Below are 17,293 nucleotides of genomic sequence, written 5' to 3' on the forward strand. Positions count from 1 at the left end.
GGGCGAACGCGCCCTGGTATTCGCCCTCGACCCGCCGGGTGAGATCGGTCTGCGCCAGAGCGCCAAGCACCGTGACGGTTTCACCCAGGCCCCGCTCGACGGTTTCGACGAGATCGTTGACCCCGCCCGCCAGTGCATTGAGTTCCGCATCGGCGAAATTGGCCTCGACGCGATGCGAGAAGTCGCCCGCAACCGCCGCATTGACCACCTCGCCGAAGGAGTCGCGCAACTCGTTCATCATCGCCTGTCGCTCTTTGCGCCGGGTTTCGCTCGCTGCGATTTCGTCCTCGCTCATCTGTGCGATGCGCGCCGCATTGTCGCGGAACACCTCGACCGCGCGCGCCATGGCGCCGATCTCATTGCTGTTGTCCACATAGGGGACTTCGGTCTCGAGCTCGTTATTGGCGATCTTGCCCATGACCTCCGAGAGCCTGGGGATCGGCCGCGAGATCGCCCGCGAGGCAAAGATCGCCAGCGCCCCGACCGCGACGACCGCGATAACCCCGACCAGGAACAGCATGCTCATCAACTCACCGACAATCGCGGTGATCGCATCCTTGCGGATATTGACCTGCAGCAGGCCCAGAACGTCTTCGCCCGAAAGATAGGTGATCGGCTGATAGACGGTATAGTAATCGACGCCGTTGAACTGCGATTCCGTAATCACGCCCTCGCCGGCCATCAGCGTCTCGAAACCGGGGCTGTCTGCATTGACCGGCGATTGCGAAAGACGCTCGCCATTGGCATCGACGTGCGAGGAAGACACTTCCTCGAACTGGCCGGTTTCGGCGTTCCACGCAAACACGGCCGCGTTCTCGCCGGTAACCCGTGCAATCGAATCGACGGTGTCGTTGTTATAGAACCGCGGCATCACCCAGGTGCCGATCTTGGCGATATCGCCTTCTTCGGTCCATTCGACCTGAATGCCGCCCATCCCGCTCAGGATCGTCGCTGCGGTGCGGATATTGCCGGCCTCAGCCGCGCTTGCGCGGTTCTCGGTATCGGCGTTGAGGCTGATGAATACGGCCAGAACGACAACGCTCACCGAAAGCACGACGGCGGAAATCACCATCGCCGCGATCATTGTCGTCATCTTGAAACGACCGAAGAAGGAACCCTTCTTCTTCTCCTCCGCGCCCTCGCGAGCGGCGCCAGAGTCAACCTGTTCTTGGTTTTCACCGATCGTCATCGGTATCCCCCCTTCCTTGGGTACAGTCGCAGCGGAAGGTACGGACAATTGATTAAATCAAAGTTTCAGGACGGGTAACCCGACGTTAAAGCCTCAAGGCCGCACGCATGGCGACCGGCAGATACAAAAAAGGGCGCTCACAAGCGCCCTTACTGCATCCTCGATCCGGCCCCCGATCAGTGCGCGGCGCGCCCGAGACCTGCACTTTCGACAAGCAGGTTCTTCCAGGTATCGAGCCTGTTCTGCGCAGCGCTTTTCGCGTCGATATCCTCGGCCGCCGACAGCGCTTCCTGCGCCTCGGCGATCTTGGCTTCGATCTCCGTGCGCCCGAACTCGCTGGCCGGCTTGGCGTCTTCAGCCAGGATCGTCAGCCCGGCCTGCGAAATATCGGCAAACCCGCCGCCCACGAAATAGCTCGTGGCCGCGCCGTCGGTATTGGTGACGGTAACGAAGCCCGGCTTGAGCGTGGTCATCAGGGGCGCATGCTCGCCCATGACCGTCAGATAGCCCTCGGCCCCCGGCACGACGACCGACCGCACCTCGGCCGAAAGCACGAGATATTCGGGCGAAACGATTTCGATTTTGACGCCATCGGCCATGGAACGGGCCTCCTCTGGAGGGTTTCCGGGACCGGCGAAAACCGCCCTTTCGCCCCGGAACCGCTACGAACTGTAAAAGTAACGATCCGTCCCGGCTGCCCGGGACGGACATTGTCTTACGCCGCTTCGGCGGCCAGCTTCTGGGCTTTCTTGACGGCGTCGTCAATGGTGCCGACCATGTAGAAGGCCTGCTCGGGCAGGTGGTCGTATTCGCCCGCGACAAGGCCTTTGAACGCCTTGATCGTGTCTTCGAGCTCGACATAAAGACCCGGAGCCCCCGTAAAGGCTTCGGCGACGTGGAACGGCTGGCTCATGAAGCGCTCGATCTTGCGCGCGCGGGCGACGATGAGCTTGTCCTCTTCGGACAGTTCGTCCATACCCAGGATCGCGATGATGTCCTGAAGCGACTTGTAGCGCTGCAGCACTTCCTGCACGTCACGGGCGACCTTGTAGTGCTCCTCGCCGATGATCGAGGGATCGAGCATGCGCGAGGTCGAATCGAGCGGATCCACCGCCGGATAGATGCCCTTTTCCGCGATCGAGCGGTTGAGCGTCGTCGTGGCGTCAAGGTGCGCGAACGAGGTCGCCGGCGCCGGGTCGGTCAAATCGTCCGCCGGCACGTAAATGGCCTGCACCGAGGTGATCGAGCCCTTGTTGGTGGTGGTGATGCGTTCCTGCAGCGCACCCATGTCGGTGGCGAGCGTCGGCTGATAGCCCACCGCCGACGGGATACGGCCAAGCAGCGCCGACACTTCCGAGCCTGCCTGGGTAAAGCGGAAGATGTTGTCGACGAAGAACAGGACGTCCTGACCCTTGTCGCGGAATTCCTCGGCGATCGAGAGGCCCGTCAGAGCGACGCGGGCGCGGGCTCCCGGGGGTTCGTTCATCTGGCCGAAGACGAGCGAGCACTTGGAGCCTTCGGTCGAACCGTCGTTTTCCTTGGGGTCCTTGTTCACCCCGGATTCGATCATTTCGTAGTAAAGGTCGTTGCCTTCGCGGGTGCGTTCGCCGACACCGGCGAACACCGAATACCCGCCGTGCGCCTTGGCGACGTTGTTGATCAGCTCCTGGATGAGCACCGTCTTGCCCACACCGGCGCCGCCGAAGAGCCCGATCTTGCCGCCACGGGCATAGGGAGCCAGAAGGTCGATGACCTTGATGCCGGTCACAAGGATCTGCGCTTCGGTCGCCTGGTCGACGAACTCGGGCGCCGGCGCGTGGATCGGGCGGCGCGTCGCGGCCTTGACCGGGCCGGCTTCGTCGATCGGCTCGCCGATGACGTTCATGATGCGACCGAGCGTGGCTTCGCCGACGGGAACCGAAATCGCTTCCCCGGTATCTTTCACCTCGGTGCCGCGCGCGAGGCCCTCGGTGGTGTCCATGGCGATGGTGCGCACAGTGTTCTCACCCAGGTGCTGGGCGACTTCGAGCACCAGACGGTTGCCGTTATTGTCGGTTTCAAGCGCGTTCAGAATGGCCGGCAGGTGGTCGTCGAAGGTGACGTCCACAACGGCGCCCATAACCTGAGAGACGCGGCCGAGTTTGCTGTCTGCCATGGTCTTTGTCCCTGTATTTTAGAGCGCTTCGGCGCCCGAAATGATTTCGATCAGTTCCTTGGTGATCTGCGCCTGACGCTGGCGGTTATAGCTTAGCGTCAGCTTGTTGATCATCTCACCGGCATTGCGCGTGGCGTTGTCCATCGCCGTCATCTGCGCGCCGAAGAACGAGGCGTTGTTCTCCAGAAGCGCCCGGAACACCTGCACACTCACATTGCGCGGCAAGAGGTCGGCGAGGATGGTTTCCTCGTCCGGCTCGTATTCGTAGATCGCCGCGCCCGAATGGACCGCCTCTTCGCCCTCTTCCTCGTCGAACTTGGCGGGAATGAGCTGGATCGACGTCGGCACCTGGCTGATCACCGATTTGAACGTCGCAAAGAACAGCGTGGCGACGTCGAACTCCTCCGCCTCGTACATGTCGAGCAGCTTCTGCCCGATCCCCTGCGCGGTGTCGTAACCGAGTTGCTTGACTTCCCTGAGCGAAATCGTCTCGAGCATGTTCTTGGAGAACTGGCGCTTGAGGATATCCGCGCCCTTGCGGCCCACGCACAGGATCTTGACCGTCTTGCCCTGCGCCAGGAGCTCTTCGGTGTGCTCGCGCGCCATCCGCGCGATCGAGGAGTTGAAGCCACCCGCAAGCCCGCGCTCGCCGGTGGCGACCACGAGAAGGTGGACGTCGTCCTTGCCGGTCCCCGCAAGCAGCTTGGGAGCGTCCGGACGGCCCTTATAGGCGAGCGCCAGGCCCGAAAGAACCTTCTCCATGCGCTCGGCATAGGGCCGCGCGGCCTCCGCGGCGTCCTGCGCACGCTTGAGTTTGGCCGCGGCGACCATCTGCATCGCCTTGGTGATCTTCTGGGTCGACTTGACCGAGGTGATCCGGTTCTTGAGGTCTTTCAAAGAGGGCATTGCGCCAAAAGCTCCCTGCCAGCCGGGTCGGGTTTAAACGCGATCAAACAAATCAGGCCGCGTAGGTCTTCTTGAACGCATCGAGGGCAGCCTTGAGCTTTTCCTTGATGCTGTCCGAAAGCGCCTTCTCGGTCGCGATCGCCTCGAGCAGGTCGGCATGCTTGCTCCGCAGGGTGCCGAGCAGCGCCTTCTCGAAGGGCTGCACGCCCGAAACCGGCAGATCGTCGAGATAGCCGTTCACGCCCGCATAGATCACCGCAACCTGTTCTTCGGTCTTCAAAGGCGAAAACTGCGGCTGCTTCAAAAGCTCGGTCAAACGCGCACCGCGATTGAGCAAGCGCTGCGTCGCCGCGTCAAGGTCGGAACCGAACTGCGCGAACGCCGCCATCTCGCGATACTGGGAAAGCTCGCCCTTGATCGACCCGGCCACCTGCTTCATCGCCTTGATCTGGGCCGACGAGCCCACGCGGCTAACCGACAGGCCGACGTTCACCGCCGGGCGGATGCCCTGGAAGAAGAGGTTGGTTTCAAGGAAGATCTGACCGTCCGTGATCGAGATCACGTTGGTCGGGATATAGGCCGACACGTCGTTGGCCTGCGTTTCGATGACCGGCAGCGCCGTCAGCGAACCCGCGCCGTGGTTCTCGTTGAGCTTCGCCGCGCGCTCGAGGAGCCGCGAATGAAGATAGAACACGTCGCCCGGATACGCTTCACGTCCGGGAGGACGGCGCAAAAGCAGCGACATCTGGCGATAGGCGACGGCCTGCTTGGAAAGGTCGTCATACCCGATCACGGCGTGCATGCCGTTATCGCGGAAATATTCGCCGATCGCACACGCGGTGAACGGGGCGAGGAACTGCATCGGCGCCGGGTCCGAAGCGGTCGCGGCGATAACGATCGAATATTCGAGCGCGCCATTGTCTTCGAGCGTCTTGACGAACTGGGCAACCGTCGAACGCTTCTGGCCCACCGCGACGTAGACGCAGTAGAGCTTGTCGTTCTCGTTGCCGGCGTCGTGCGCTGGCTTCTGGTTGAGGAACGTATCGAGCAGGATGGCGGTCTTGCCGGTCTGGCGGTCGCCAATCACGAGTTCGCGCTGGCCGCGGCCGATGGGGATGAGCGCGTCGATGGCCTTGAGCCCGGTCGCCATCGGCTCGTGCACCGATTTACGCGGCAGAATGCCCGGCGCCTTGACGTCCACGCGGCGGCGTTCGGTGTATTCGATCGGGCCCTTGCCGTCGATCGGGTTGCCCAGACCGTCGACCACGCGGCCGAGAAGGCCCTTGCCGACGGGGGTGTCGACGATCGCGCCGGTGCGCTTGACCGTGTCGCCTTCCTTGATCTCGCGGTCCGAGCCGAAGATCACGATACCGACATTGTCCTCTTCGAGGTTCAACGCCATGCCCTTGATGCCGCCCGGGAACTCGACGAGCTCACCTGCCTGCACATTGTCGAGGCCATAAACGCGCGCGATACCGTCACCGACCGAGAGCACCTGCCCGACTTCGGAAACGCTCGCTTCCTTGCCGAAATCCTTGATCTGGTCTTTGAGGATCGCGGAAATTTCCGCAGCTTTGATGTCCATTAGCTGACCCCTTTCATGGCGATCTTCATGGCCGAAAGTTTTGTCTTGAGGGAGGTATCGATCATTTTCGAGCCGACCTTGACGACCAGTCCGCCGATCAGGCTCTCATCGACACGTGTTTTCAACGATACGGCCTTGCCGATCTTGTCCTTGAGAACCTTCGCCAGTTCGGCCGATTGCGCGTCCGACAAGGGCGCAGCGGAAACCACGTCCGCGCTCACCTCGTTGCGCGCATCCGCGGCAAGGTCCTTATAGAGCGAAATGATGGCCGGGACCGCATAGAGCCGCCCGTTCTTGGCCACGAGCCGCAGCGTGTTCGCGACAAGCTCGGGTGTCTTGGCCTTGGCAAGGATCGCCTCGAGCACCTCGCCCTTTTTGTCGGCGGTGATGGTCGGGCTTTCGAGGAACTTGGCGAAATCGTCGTTAGAATCGATGAGGGCCGCGATAGCGTCGAGGCTCTTCTCGGTGTCCTCGATCGCGTTCGCTTCGCTGGCCAGATCGAAAAGCGCCGTCGCATAAGGCCGCCCGATCTGGAACAAAACAGAGTGTGTAGCGCTCAAGCCTTCCAACCCCGCTGTTTGCCTCCGGCATCGTGCACAGCAGTAAGCGCGATGCGGGACGAAAATTTCAAAATGATAGCTTCCCGTGAGGCTGTCCGGGGGAGGACAACCCGCAATTTCCGGCTGGCCTTACCATGCCCCACCGGGCCGCGCAAGCGCATCGCGGCCAAATTGGGGCGGCTTAAATGTCGCAACTGTCACAGAACCCGGAAAGCCCGCGAACGCTCAGTAAAAACTCATCGGATCGATATCGACCTGGACCCGCAAACTCCCCCGCGCCGGATCGGCGTTTTCCAGCCAGAACCGTACATATCCCGAAAGATCGAACTCCTTGGGGCTCTGCGCCAGAATCCGCACCCTGTACCGTCCGCGCACCATGGCGACGGGCGCATCCGCCGGCCCGAACCGCCGCACTTTTTCCGAAAGCGGCGCCGCCGCCATCAGCGCCCTGGCATATCCGAAGGTCTCGTCGTGGTCGGCCCCCGAAACGATGAGCGCCGCCAGCCGTCCGAACGGCGGCAGCCCGCCCTGCTCGCGCACCTTGAGTTCGTGCGCATAGAACGCCTCGCGATCGCCCTTGACCATGGTCTGCATCACCGGGTGCTCCGGGTGATAGGTCTGCAAAAACGCCTTGCCCGACCTGGACGCGCGCCCCGCCCGCCCCGTCACCTGGGTGAGGATCTGGAACGTCTTCTCAGCCGCGCGCGGGTCACCATGCGCGAGCCCCAGATCCGCATCGATCACGCCCACCAGCGAGAGCTTCTCGAAATGATGCCCCTTGGCCACCAGTTGCGTGCCGATGATAAGGTTGTAGTCCCCCCGTGCGATCTCAGCGAAGCGCTCCCGGATCTGCGTCATCGACCCCATGTCCGAGGACAGCACCACCGGCCGCGCGCCTGGAAAACGCTCCGCGACCTCCTCGGCGATCCGTTCGATCCCCGGCCCCACCGCGACGAGCGAATCCGCCGCCCCGCACGACCCGCAGACCTCCGGTGCCCGCTCCTCGTGCCCGCAATGATGGCACATGAGCACGCCCCGGAACCGGTGCTCGACAAGCCATGTCGAGCAGTCCGGGCATTGATACTGATGCCCGCACGCCCGGCACAGCGTCAAAGGGGCGTAGCCCCGGCGGTTGAGGAAAAGGAGCGCCTGCTCGCCCCTGTCGAGCGCGTCGAACACCGCCCGCGCCAGCCGCGGCGCGATCCACTGCCCCTTTTCCGGCCCCTCCTCGCGCATGTCGATCGCGGTGATGTCCGGCAGCGTCGCCTCGGCGAACCGGCTTTCGAGCTTCACATGCGCGTACCGCCCCTGATTGGCGTTGTTGCGCGATTCGACCGACGGCGTCGCCGAGGAGAGGATCACCCGCGCCCCGGCGAGCGAGGCCCTGACCACCGCCATATCGCGGCCGTGATAATTGACCCGGTCGGCCTGCTTGAACGCCCCGTCATGCTCCTCGTCGAGAACGAAAAGCCCCAGGTCCCGGAACGGCAGAAAGAGCGCCGAGCGCGCCCCGATCACCGCGCGCACCGCGCCGGTGAGAACCCCGCGCCACACCCGCGCGCGCTGCATCGGCGTCATGTCCGAATGCCATTCCGCCGCCCGCTGCCCGAAGCGCTTTTCGAACCGGTCGAGAAACGTGTGCGTCAGCGCAATTTCGGGCAGGATGATCGCCACCTGTCGTCCGGCCCGCAGGCAATCGGCAACGGATTCGAAAAACACCTCCGTCTTCCCCGACCCGGTGATCCCGTCAAGAAGCGCAACGGAAAACCCGCCCGTATCGTGCGCCCGGATGTCATCGAGCGCCCTTTGCTGGTCCGCCGAAAGCGCCGCCGGTGCGAAGTCCGGCTCGGGCGGCATCACCGGCGGAGGCGGCGGCAATTCGATCTGCTCGAGCGTCCCGGCCTTGACCAGCCCCTCGATCACCGACGGCGACACCCCCGAGGCCCCGACGAGCGCCGCCTTGGCCCACGGCATGTCGTCCTCGAGCAAATCGAGCACGCGTTTTCGCGCGTCGGTCAGCCGTTCAGGGTCCGGTCCGGCGCGCCTGTATGCCAGGATCGGCCGGGGCGGATCGAGCCCCTCCCGGCTCCGCAACGCCCCGCGCAACACCATCCCCGGTTGCGCCAGCGTATAGCGTGCGACCCAGTCGACAAGCTGCAAAAGCTCCTCGGAAAGCGGCGGCACCTCGAAGACGTGCGCGATGTCCTTGAGCCGGTTATGGGCAAAATTGTCCTCGGGCGCGCCCCAGACCACCCCCAGCGTCGGCCGCGGCCCCAGCGGCACGACGACGATCGACCCGCGCGTAACCTCCATCCCTTCGGGCACCCGATAGGAATAAGGCTTGTCGACGGCGACCGCGACCATGACCGAAACGATGGGACCAAGTGAGGACAACGACATTTCCCGAACGATAGCGAGCCAAGGGGACGCGATTCTGCGCCCCTGCGCAATCATCGCTATCGGCACCGGCGCCCAACCGCAAGACGGCTGGATATGCCGCAGGCCGAACCCCTCCGGAGCAAACTTATCCCCGCCTCTCAAACCTCGCCTATGATGCGCGTTACGGACCCGCTTTGATGGGCGCAGGCGCGACGAACGTTTGGGCGGGACCGGTCCGGGTCCGATGGGAGTCGTCCCAGCGGAGGTCCGAACGTCACCGAGGCCAGCCACAGCGATCCTGTGGTCACCGGGGAAACCTGGCGGGGATTGGCCCCAGCCCGAGCGGACGCCAAGCCTAAAATCCCGGATGTATGCGGCGAGGCGGACCTCGCATCTAAATTATCAGTATGAGGCATCGTCTCGCCGCATACCGTCCACGCTCTTTGAAAACCGGGGTTTGAAGGCCGCCGGGCCGCTCGCACGCGCCTTTGCCAATTCCTAACCCCTCCCCCGCTACCCTTGCCCCATGACCGACACCGGCTTTGCCATTTCCGAGACACTGCGTGCCCACATCACAGAGTGGCGGCGCGAACTGACCGCCATCCGCCGTCTTTCCCCCAAAACCATCGAAGCCTATGCGCGCGATCTCGACCAGTTCCTCGCCTTCCTCTCGGGCCATATCGGCGGAACCGTCGACATGGGCGACCTTGGGGACGTCCGCGCCGCCGACCTGCGCGCCTTCTTTGCCGCCCGCCGCGCCGGCGGCACCGGCTCGCGCTCCATCGCCCGCGGACTTTCGGGGCTCAAATCCTTTTTCACCTTCCTCGAACGCAAGGGCGTCATGGCGCTCGAGGCGCTCTCGGTCGTGAGAACGCCAAAGCGCGCGCAGACCCTGCCCAAGGCGCTGACGGTGTCCGAGGCGCGCGCGGCGATCGACACCACCCACGAGCTCGAAGACCGCCCATGGGTCGCCGCCCGCGACGCCGCCGTGCTCGCCCTGTGCTATGGCGCCGGCCTGCGCATTTCCGAAGCCCTCGCCATAACCCGCGCCGATCTCGACGCGCAGAGCCTCCGCGTGCTGGGCAAAGGCAACAAGGTCCGCCTCGTTCCCCTCATCGCCCCCGTGCGCCAGGCCGTATCGGCCTACCTTGCGGCCTGCCCTTTCGCGCTCGAGCCCCGCGACCCGATTTTCCGTGGCGTCCGTGGCGGCCCGCTGTCCCCGCGTATCGTCCAGCTCCGCGCCGAACAGCTCCGCTCGGCCCTGGGCCTGCCGCCCTCGGCGACCCCCCACGCGCTGCGTCATTCCTTCGCCACCCATCTCCTCGGCAAGGGCGGCGACTTGCGGTCGATCCAGGAGCTTTTGGGCCACGCTTCGCTCTCGACGACGCAGATCTACACCCACGCGGACACCGAGCATTTGCTCGACGTTTACCGCAAGGCGCATCCGCGCGGATAGCGCGCCCGAATTTGGCTTTCGGACTGGTAATTGGCCGCCGAATGCTGTTCACTCCAGATAACGTCGGCGACCCAGGGGCGCGCTGAAAAAAACCAATCGCGGCGACATCGCCGGACGGTAAGGGACGAGATCATGAAAACCTCAAGGACGATTCTGGGCGGCGCGATCCTTGCCTTCGCCCTGACGCTTTCGGGCCCGGCATGGGCACAGGCCGATATCGATTTCGGCGACGACACCAGCACCTGGGCCAATGACGGCGAATGCGACGATCCGCGTTTTGAGGGCGAAGGCGCCGCCAGCATCACCAGCCCGGTCGACCAGGGCCGCGACGCGGCGGACTGTCAGGCCGCCTACGAAGCGGGCACCGTGACATATGTGGGCGAAGCCGAAGCGCCGGCGGCAACGGCATCGGCCGGTGACGACATCGATTTCGGTGACGATTCGGGCACCTGGGCCAACGACGGAGAGTGCGACGATCCGCGCTTCGGTGGCATGCTCGACAGCCACGAGATGGCCGACGCCACCGATTGCCGCTCGGCCTATGAGGCCGGCGACGTGACCTTCGAATCCCCCAACGTGACGAGCGGCGCGGTTCAACCCGCTGCCGACATCGATTTCGGCGACGATTCGGGCACCTGGGCCAATGACGGAGAGTGCGACGACCCGCGCTTCGGCGGCATGCTCGACAGCCACGAGATGGCCGACGCCACCGACTGCCGCTCGGCCTATGAGGCCGGCGACGTCACCTATCTCGGCGAAGGCGGCGACATGGTCGCAGACGTCGATTTCGGTGACGATTCCGGGGAATGGGCCAATGACGGGGAATGCGACGACCCCCGTTTTGAAGGCGACGGTATGGGTGTGGCGCTCGACAGCCACTATATGGCCGATGCGTCCGACTGCGAGGCCGCTTACAACGCCGGCGCCATCGCGCTTGCCGGCGAGGGCGGGGACGATAACGGCGGCACGACTATGGCTGGCGACATCGATTTCGGCGACGATTCCGGCCAGTGGGCCAATGACGGGGAATGCGACGATCCGCGCTTCGAAGGCGACGGCATGGGGGTCGCGATGGGCAGCCACAACATGGCCGACGCCACGGACTGCCAGGCGGCCCATGAAGAGGGCACGATCGTTTATGTCGGCGACCAGGCGGCGACCGACCCGATCGTCGTCGACGGCATCGATTTCGGCGACGATTCGGGCAGCTGGTCCAACGATGGCGAATGTGACGATCCGCGCTTCGAAGGCTCCGGCGTCGGCGTCGCGCTCGACGACCACCTGATGGCCGACGCCACCGATTGCTCCACCGCCTACCAGGACGGCACCGTCACGCTGGCTGCGGGCGGCAACGGGGACGTGCGCATCAACTTCGGCGACGACTCCGGCGATTACGCCAATGACGGGGAATGCGACGACCCGCGGTTCGAGGGTCCCGGCATGTTCGAGACCACGCTCGACAGCCACCTCATGGCCGACGCCAGCGATTGCGAAGCAGCCTATGACGAGGGCACCGTGACGCTCATCGAGGACGGCGACGACACCCGCATCAATTTCGGCGACGATTCCTCGGACGCCGCCTTCGACGGGGTCTGCGACGACCCGCGTTTCGTGGGCCGCGGTGGCGCACCCGAACTCTTTGCCCATAACGAGCTCGCCGACGCCTCCGACTGCCAGGCAGCCTACGAGGCCGGCACGGTCACCTACGACCCGCAATAGCGGCGCCGGCAAACAAAAAAAGCCGCGCTCCCCGGAGCGCGGCTTTTCCGTTCCGGCCGTGAACGGGGTCAATCCTCGGGATAGTCGCCCTGCGGCGTACCGGCCCGTTTGGTCTGCGCCCGGAGGATCGTCCGGTCGCGCGAAGACACCCCGATCAGTTCCGCCACCCGCCAGACCATGTTGTCCTCGAGCTCGTGATTGGTGTCGTCGGCGAAAACCACCTGCCACATCATGCGGATGATCGCGATCTTCTCGTCGGGCTCGAGTTTTGTGAGCGCGTGGGTGAACTTGTAGAAGTCGACCGATTCGCGATCCTGCCGCTTGGCCTCCTCGATCAGCTTTTTCACGTCGCCGTCGCTGAGCCCGTAATGATCCTGCAGGATGCCCGAGATCATCTTGAATTCCTCGGGCCGGGCCTGCCCGTCCACCGCCGCCAGGTGCACAAGCACGGCTGCCACTGCAACCTCCGGCTCCTGCAAGGTTGCCGGCTCGGTATCCGGCTGCCGGAAAAGACGTGCAATGGTATCGAACATGGCCGCAACTCCACTCAGGACGCAGCCAAAATGGTAAGCGGACCCCACTGACCGCTCAAGCAGGGCCCGCCCGCCCCCTGCGTACATTTTTTTGAGTGTGTGCCTGGCGCCACATCCGCGTGCCGCGCACGCCCAACTTGATCTATAATGACGGCCAAAGGTCATGCTGGAGTCCGCCGCGCACGTGTACGCTTCTTTCAAATCCGCACTTGCTGCGCTTGCAGGCAGCTTCTGGTTCGTCCCGACGCTGATTGCACTGAGTCTTCTTCTGCTCGCGCTTGCGATCATCGCGGTAGACTCCCTCGACTATGTCTTCGGGATGCGCGATGCATGGTTCTTCCCCCGCTTCGGGCCCGAAGGTGCCCGCGCCGTCCTCACCACCATCGCCGGGGGCATGATGACGATGGCGAGCCTTGTGTTCTCGCTGACCTTTGTCGGCCTGACCCTGCTTGCCGGCCAGTTGGGCGCGCGCATTCTGATGTTCTTCATGCACGACAAAACGACCCAGTTCATGCTGGGGACCTTCGTGGGCGTGTTCCTGTTCGCGCTCACCGCGCTCGGAAACGTCTCCGAGCTTCAGGACGGGTTTGTCCCCAGCCTCACTGTTGCCGCGGCGATCGGCCTGGCCACCCTCGCCTTCGGCCTCGTCATTTATTTTGTTCACCACATGGCCCTCTCGATCCAGGCCGACGTTATCGTCGCCGACCTTGGCGAGCGGTTCTGCCAGGCCATAGCGCGTATCGCACAAACCGCGGCGTCCTCCGACATTGCGGCCTCGCGAAAGGCCGAGTCTCTTTTTACCGATCTCGAAGGTGACCCCGTACCGGCACCGTCTTCAGGTTATATCCGTTATATCGACTACGACGCGCTCGTGGCCGCCGCGCGCAAGCGCGGGCTCCGCATCAGGCTCGTTGTGCGGCCCGACGACTATGTCCATCACGCGGGCCCGCTGATGTATGTAGAAGGCAGCGACGTCAATATCGGAGCCTTGGCCAAGACCATTCGGATGGGACAGCGTCGCGACATCCTTCAAGAAGCGACCTATGAGGCCCGGGCGCTCGTCGATGTGGCCCTCAGGGCGCTCTCACCGGGCATCAACGACCCCAACACGGCCGTCGCTGCCATCAACCAGCTCTCCGCCGGGCTTGTGGCGCTGACGCGGGCAGCCATCCCGCCCAACGTGCTGTTCGACCGCGAGGGCAATCCGGTCCTGATCAGGCCGCATCTTGGCGTTGCGCACTACCTCGACCTTGTCATTCCGACCCTGGCTCCTGTCCTGCGCAGCGACACCCTCGCCACGGAGGCCGTCATCGCCTTGCTGACGACGCTCCACCGCGTTGCGCGCGACCCCCTTGAAATTGAGGAGATCGAGCGCTGGCTGGGCGTCATTCGCGCCGATATTTCCAATTACGCGCTGCCCCTGGCCTTGATAGAGTGGTTGGAAAAAGCGTGCGAACTGGACAGCACGCCCGCACCCTAGCGGGCGGCCCCACCGTCCTGGTTCGGGCCTGACCCTCGGCCCTGCCGCCTACGGCGCCTTGCTGCTGTCCATGTCCGCCAGCAGCGCTTGCGCCAGCGGCTTCGCATCGCTCGCCTGATCCTCCGGCACATCGATCGCGATGCCATCCGAAAGCCCGGTGCGGATGCCCGGCAGCCCGCCATCGGGAATGTCGCGCGGGGTGAACCCATGCGCCCTCAGGGCCGTAAGCAGGATGCGCGCAACCGATTCCTTTTCGACGTAAAGAATGGTCTCGTAATCGGTCATCGCCCACCTCCGGGAAATACAAAAGGGGCCCGCAGCCAAAAGCAGCGGACCCCTTCAAATATAAACCAAAATCGGCGTTTAGGCGACCTTGCGCTCGACCATCATCTTCTTGATCTCGGCAATCGCCTTGGCCGGGTTGAGCCCCTTCGGGCACACCTTGGCGCAGTTCATAATCGTGTGGCAGCGATAGAGCCGGAACGGGTCTTCGAGATAGTCGAGCCGCTCGCTCGTCGCCTCGTCCCGGCTGTCGATGAGCCAGCGATAGGCCTGCAAAAGCACGGCCGGGCCCAGATACTTCTCCCCGTTCCACCAATAGGACGGGCACGAGGTCGAGCAGCATGCGCAAAGAATGCATTCGTAAAGCCCGTCGAGCTTGGCCCGGTCATCGCGGCTCTGCAGCCATTCGGTATCCGGCGTCGGCGACTTGGTCTGCAGCCAGGGCTGCACCGATTTGTGCTGCTCGTAGAACGTCGAGAGATCCGGCACGAGGTCCTTGACCACCGGCATATGCGGCAAGGGATAGATCTTGATCGGCCCGTTGCCGACCTCGTCCATGCCCTTGGTGCACGCCAGCGTATTGGCCCCGTCGATATTCATCGCGCACGATCCGCAAATGCCCTCGCGGCACGAGCGGCGCAGCGTCAGCGTCGGGTCGACGTTATTCTTGATCCACAAGAGCCCGTCGAGAATCATGGGCCCGCAATCGTCGAGATCGACGAAATAGGTATCGATCCGCGGATTGGCTTCGGTATCCGGGTCGTAGCGGTAAACGTGATATTCCCGCAGCCGCGTCGCACCTTCCGGCTTGGGCCACACTTTGCCCTTTTTGGGCCGGGAGCGCTTGTCGAGAAGTAGTTCAGCCATCTGCCATTCGCTCCCTTAGTAAACCCGCGCCTTGGGCGCGATTTTCGCCAGGTCGATCCCGTCGGTCAAAGGATCGACATGCACCGGCCGGTAATCGAGCGTCACATTGCCCGCCTCATCGACCCGCGACAGCGTATGCTTGCGCCAGTTCTCGTCGTCGCGGTCGGAGAAGTCTTCGCGCGCGTGCGCCCCGCGGCTTTCCTTGCGGGCCTCCGCCGAATAGACCGTCGTGATCGCGTTCGCCATGAGGTTTTCAAGCTCGAGCGTCTCGACGAGATCCGAGTTCCAGATGAGCGACCGGTCGAAGACCTTGATGTCCTTGAGCTCGCCCCAGATCTCGGTAATCCGCCTGCAGCCGTTTTCGAGCGTTTCCTGCGTGCGGAACACGGCGGCGTCTTCCTGCATGGCACGCTGCATCTTGTCCCGGAGCTGCGCTGTCGGCGTGCCGCCATCGGCGTGCCGCAGCCTGTCGAACCGCGCCATGATCTTGTCTTCGGAAGCCTGGTTGACGTCTGGGATCGGCGCGTCGCGGTCGACGACCTCGCCGGCGCGGATCGCCGCCGCCCGCCCGAAGACCACGAGGTCGATGAGCGAATTGGACCCCAGCCGGTTCGCCCCGTGCACCGAGGCGCAACCCGCTTCGCCCACGGCCATCAGCCCCGGCACCGTCGCATCGGGTCCGCCGCGCGAGGGGTCGAGCACTTCGCCGTGATAATTGGTTGGCACACCGCCCATATTGTAGTGGACGGTCGGGATGACCGGGATCGGATCGCGGGTCAGATCGACGCCTGCGAAAATCTTTGCGCTCTCGGAAATCCCCGGCAGCCGCTCGTGCAGCACCGCCGGATCGAGATGGTCGAGATGCAGGAAGATATGGTCCTTCTTCGGCCCGACCCCGCGCCCCTCGCGGATTTCCATGGTCATGCAGCGGCTTACAACGTCGCGGCTGGCAAGATCCTTGGCATTGGGCGCATAGCGCTCCATGAACCGCTCGCCCTCGGAATTGACGAGATACCCGCCTTCCCCGCGCGCGCCCTCGGTAATGAGGCACCCCGAGCCGTAAATGCCCGTCGGGTGGAACTGGACGAATTCCATGTCCTGCAAGGGCAGCCCGGCGCGCGCTACCATCCCGTTGCCGTCACCGGTGCACGTATGCGCCGAGGTGGCCGAGAAATACGCCCGCCCGTACCCGCCAGTCGCCAGCACCACCATCTTGGCGCGGAACCGGTGGATCGTCCCATCATCGAGCTTCCAGGCGATGACGCCCTGGCAGACGCCGTCCTCGCTCATCAAGAGATCGAGCGCGAAATACTCGACGAAGAACTCCGCATTGTTGCGCAAGCTCTGCCCGTAAAGGGTGTGGAGAATCGCGTGACCCGTCCGGTCGGCCGCCGCGCAGGTGCGTTGCACCGGGGGGCCGTCGCCATAATTCTGCATGTGCCCGCCGAAGGGGCGCTGATAGATCTTGCCCTCTTCGGTGCGCGAGAACGGCACGCCGTAATGCTCGAGCTCGTAAACCGCCTGCGGCGCCTCGCGCGCGAGATATTCCATCGCGTCGTTGTCGCCCAGCCAGTCCGACCCCTTGACGGTGTCGTACATGTGCCACTGCCAGCTGTCGGGGCCCATGTTCGAAAGCGACGCCGCGATGCCGCCCTGCGCCGCGACCGTATGAGAACGTGTCGGGAAGACCTTGGTCACGCAGGCGGTCTTGAACCCCTGCTCGGCCATGCCAAGCGTCGCGCGCAACCCGGCGCCGCCCGCCCCCACGACGACGACGTCATAGGCGTGATCGATGATCGGATAAGCTTGAGAAGCCATAGATTGGGTCTAACCTCCGAAGGCCAGGACGAGCACCGAGAGGACGCCGATGGCCCCCACGATCACGGCGAATGCGGTATTGAGCCCCATGCAGAGTTTATGCATCGACGGGGTGTGGATGTAGTCCTCGATCACCTCGCCCATGCCGATCCGCATGTGAACGAGCACGGAGGCGAAGAGAACCAGCGTCAGGACGAAAACGAACGGGTTCGAAAACGTCGCCGCCATCGTCGCGCGGTCCGCGCCCGCAAGCGAAACGACAAGCCAGATCAAAAAGCCGACGAGGAAGATGTTGAGAAAGGCCGTCACCCGCTGCTGGATGAAGGTGCCGGTGCCTTTTTTCCCGTGTGCGCTCAATTTATCC

Annotated in this window: 15 protein-coding genes; 3 read left to right on the forward strand and 12 right to left on the reverse strand. The window is 63.9% G+C overall.

Annotated features, from left to right (window positions below):
* The 7 genes from LSG43_RS00005 to LSG43_RS00035 all read right to left on the reverse strand — a co-directional run.
* Positions 1–1,189, reverse strand: a 1,189-nt coding sequence (locus LSG43_RS00005) for a Cache 3/Cache 2 fusion domain-containing protein (protein ID WP_231800242.1), incomplete at its 3' end; no start/stop codon positions are given.
* Positions 1,190–1,365: 176 nt separating this feature from the next.
* Positions 1,366–1,788, reverse strand: coding sequence for a F0F1 ATP synthase subunit epsilon (locus tag LSG43_RS00010; RefSeq protein WP_231800243.1), 423 nt, complete (start codon positions 1,786–1,788; stop codon positions 1,366–1,368).
* A 116-nt stretch (positions 1,789–1,904) separates the two neighbouring features.
* Positions 1,905–3,344 carry a F0F1 ATP synthase subunit beta gene (atpD, locus tag LSG43_RS00015; RefSeq protein ID WP_231800244.1) on the reverse strand — a complete coding sequence of 480 codons (1,440 nt, stop codon included), beginning with the start codon at positions 3,342–3,344 and terminating at the stop codon, positions 1,905–1,907.
* Positions 3,345–3,362: 18 nt separating this feature from the next.
* Positions 3,363–4,250 carry a F0F1 ATP synthase subunit gamma gene (locus LSG43_RS00020; RefSeq protein ID WP_231800245.1) on the reverse strand — a complete coding sequence of 296 codons (888 nt, stop codon included), beginning with the start codon at positions 4,248–4,250 and terminating at the stop codon, positions 3,363–3,365.
* Between the two features lie 52 nt (positions 4,251–4,302).
* The gene (gene atpA / locus LSG43_RS00025; protein ID WP_231800246.1) at positions 4,303–5,835 is read right to left on the reverse strand and encodes a F0F1 ATP synthase subunit alpha; all 1,533 of its coding nucleotides are present in this window, start codon (positions 5,833–5,835) and stop codon (positions 4,303–4,305) included.
* Complete coding sequence (locus LSG43_RS00030; protein ID WP_231800247.1) at positions 5,835–6,395, reverse strand: F0F1 ATP synthase subunit delta; 561 nt, start codon at positions 6,393–6,395, stop codon at positions 5,835–5,837. Before LSG43_RS00030 ends, atpA begins: the two co-directional genes overlap by 1 nt.
* A 225-nt stretch (positions 6,396–6,620) precedes the next feature.
* Positions 6,621–8,795, reverse strand: a complete 2,175-nt coding sequence (locus LSG43_RS00035; RefSeq protein ID WP_231800248.1) for a primosomal protein N' — start codon at positions 8,793–8,795, stop codon at positions 6,621–6,623.
* Between the two features lie 505 nt (positions 8,796–9,300).
* Here LSG43_RS00035 and LSG43_RS00040 point away from each other — a divergent pair.
* Together LSG43_RS00040 and LSG43_RS00045 are read left to right on the forward strand one after the other, a co-directional pair.
* Entirely contained in the window at positions 9,301–10,230 is a 930-nt protein-coding gene (locus LSG43_RS00040) for a tyrosine recombinase XerC (RefSeq protein WP_231800249.1), read from the forward strand.
* A gap of 132 nt (positions 10,231–10,362) precedes the next feature.
* Positions 10,363–11,949, forward strand: coding sequence for a hypothetical protein (locus tag LSG43_RS00045; protein WP_231800250.1), 1,587 nt, complete (start codon positions 10,363–10,365; stop codon positions 11,947–11,949).
* 68 nt (positions 11,950–12,017) lie between these two features.
* On the opposite strand, the gene LSG43_RS00050 is transcribed toward LSG43_RS00045, so the two are convergent.
* A complete protein-coding gene (locus LSG43_RS00050; protein ID WP_231800251.1) occupies positions 12,018–12,482 on the reverse strand; it encodes a tellurite resistance TerB family protein in 465 nt (154 codons plus the stop codon).
* Between the two features lie 184 nt (positions 12,483–12,666).
* On the opposite strand from LSG43_RS00050, the gene LSG43_RS00055 reads away from it, so the two are divergent.
* Positions 12,667–13,962, forward strand: a complete 1,296-nt coding sequence (locus LSG43_RS00055) for a DUF2254 domain-containing protein (RefSeq protein WP_231800252.1) — start codon at positions 12,667–12,669, stop codon at positions 13,960–13,962.
* A gap of 48 nt (positions 13,963–14,010) precedes the next feature.
* Here the strand turns inward: LSG43_RS00055 and LSG43_RS00060 are convergent, their stop codons facing one another.
* The 4 genes from LSG43_RS00060 to sdhD all read right to left on the reverse strand — a co-directional run bounded on the left by LSG43_RS00060 (position 14,011) and on the right by sdhD (position 17,286).
* Positions 14,011–14,247, reverse strand: coding sequence for a hypothetical protein (locus tag LSG43_RS00060; RefSeq protein WP_231800253.1), 237 nt, complete (start codon positions 14,245–14,247; stop codon positions 14,011–14,013).
* Between the two features lie 78 nt (positions 14,248–14,325).
* Entirely contained in the window at positions 14,326–15,111 is a 786-nt protein-coding gene (locus LSG43_RS00065; protein ID WP_231800254.1) for a succinate dehydrogenase iron-sulfur subunit, read from the reverse strand.
* A gap of 15 nt (positions 15,112–15,126) precedes the next feature.
* Positions 15,127–16,929 (reverse strand): succinate dehydrogenase flavoprotein subunit, encoded by a 1,803-nt coding sequence (gene sdhA, locus LSG43_RS00070; protein WP_231800255.1) that lies wholly within the window; start codon positions 16,927–16,929, stop codon positions 15,127–15,129.
* Between the two features lie 9 nt (positions 16,930–16,938).
* A complete protein-coding gene (gene sdhD, locus LSG43_RS00075; protein WP_231800256.1) occupies positions 16,939–17,286 on the reverse strand; it encodes a succinate dehydrogenase, hydrophobic membrane anchor protein in 348 nt (115 codons plus the stop codon).
* Between the last annotated feature and the right edge of the window lie 7 nt (positions 17,287–17,293).

Origin of the sequence: Pelagibacterium xiamenense (assembly GCF_021166475.1) — a bacterium.
Lineage (GTDB): Bacteria > Pseudomonadota > Alphaproteobacteria > Rhizobiales > Devosiaceae > Pelagibacterium > Pelagibacterium xiamenense.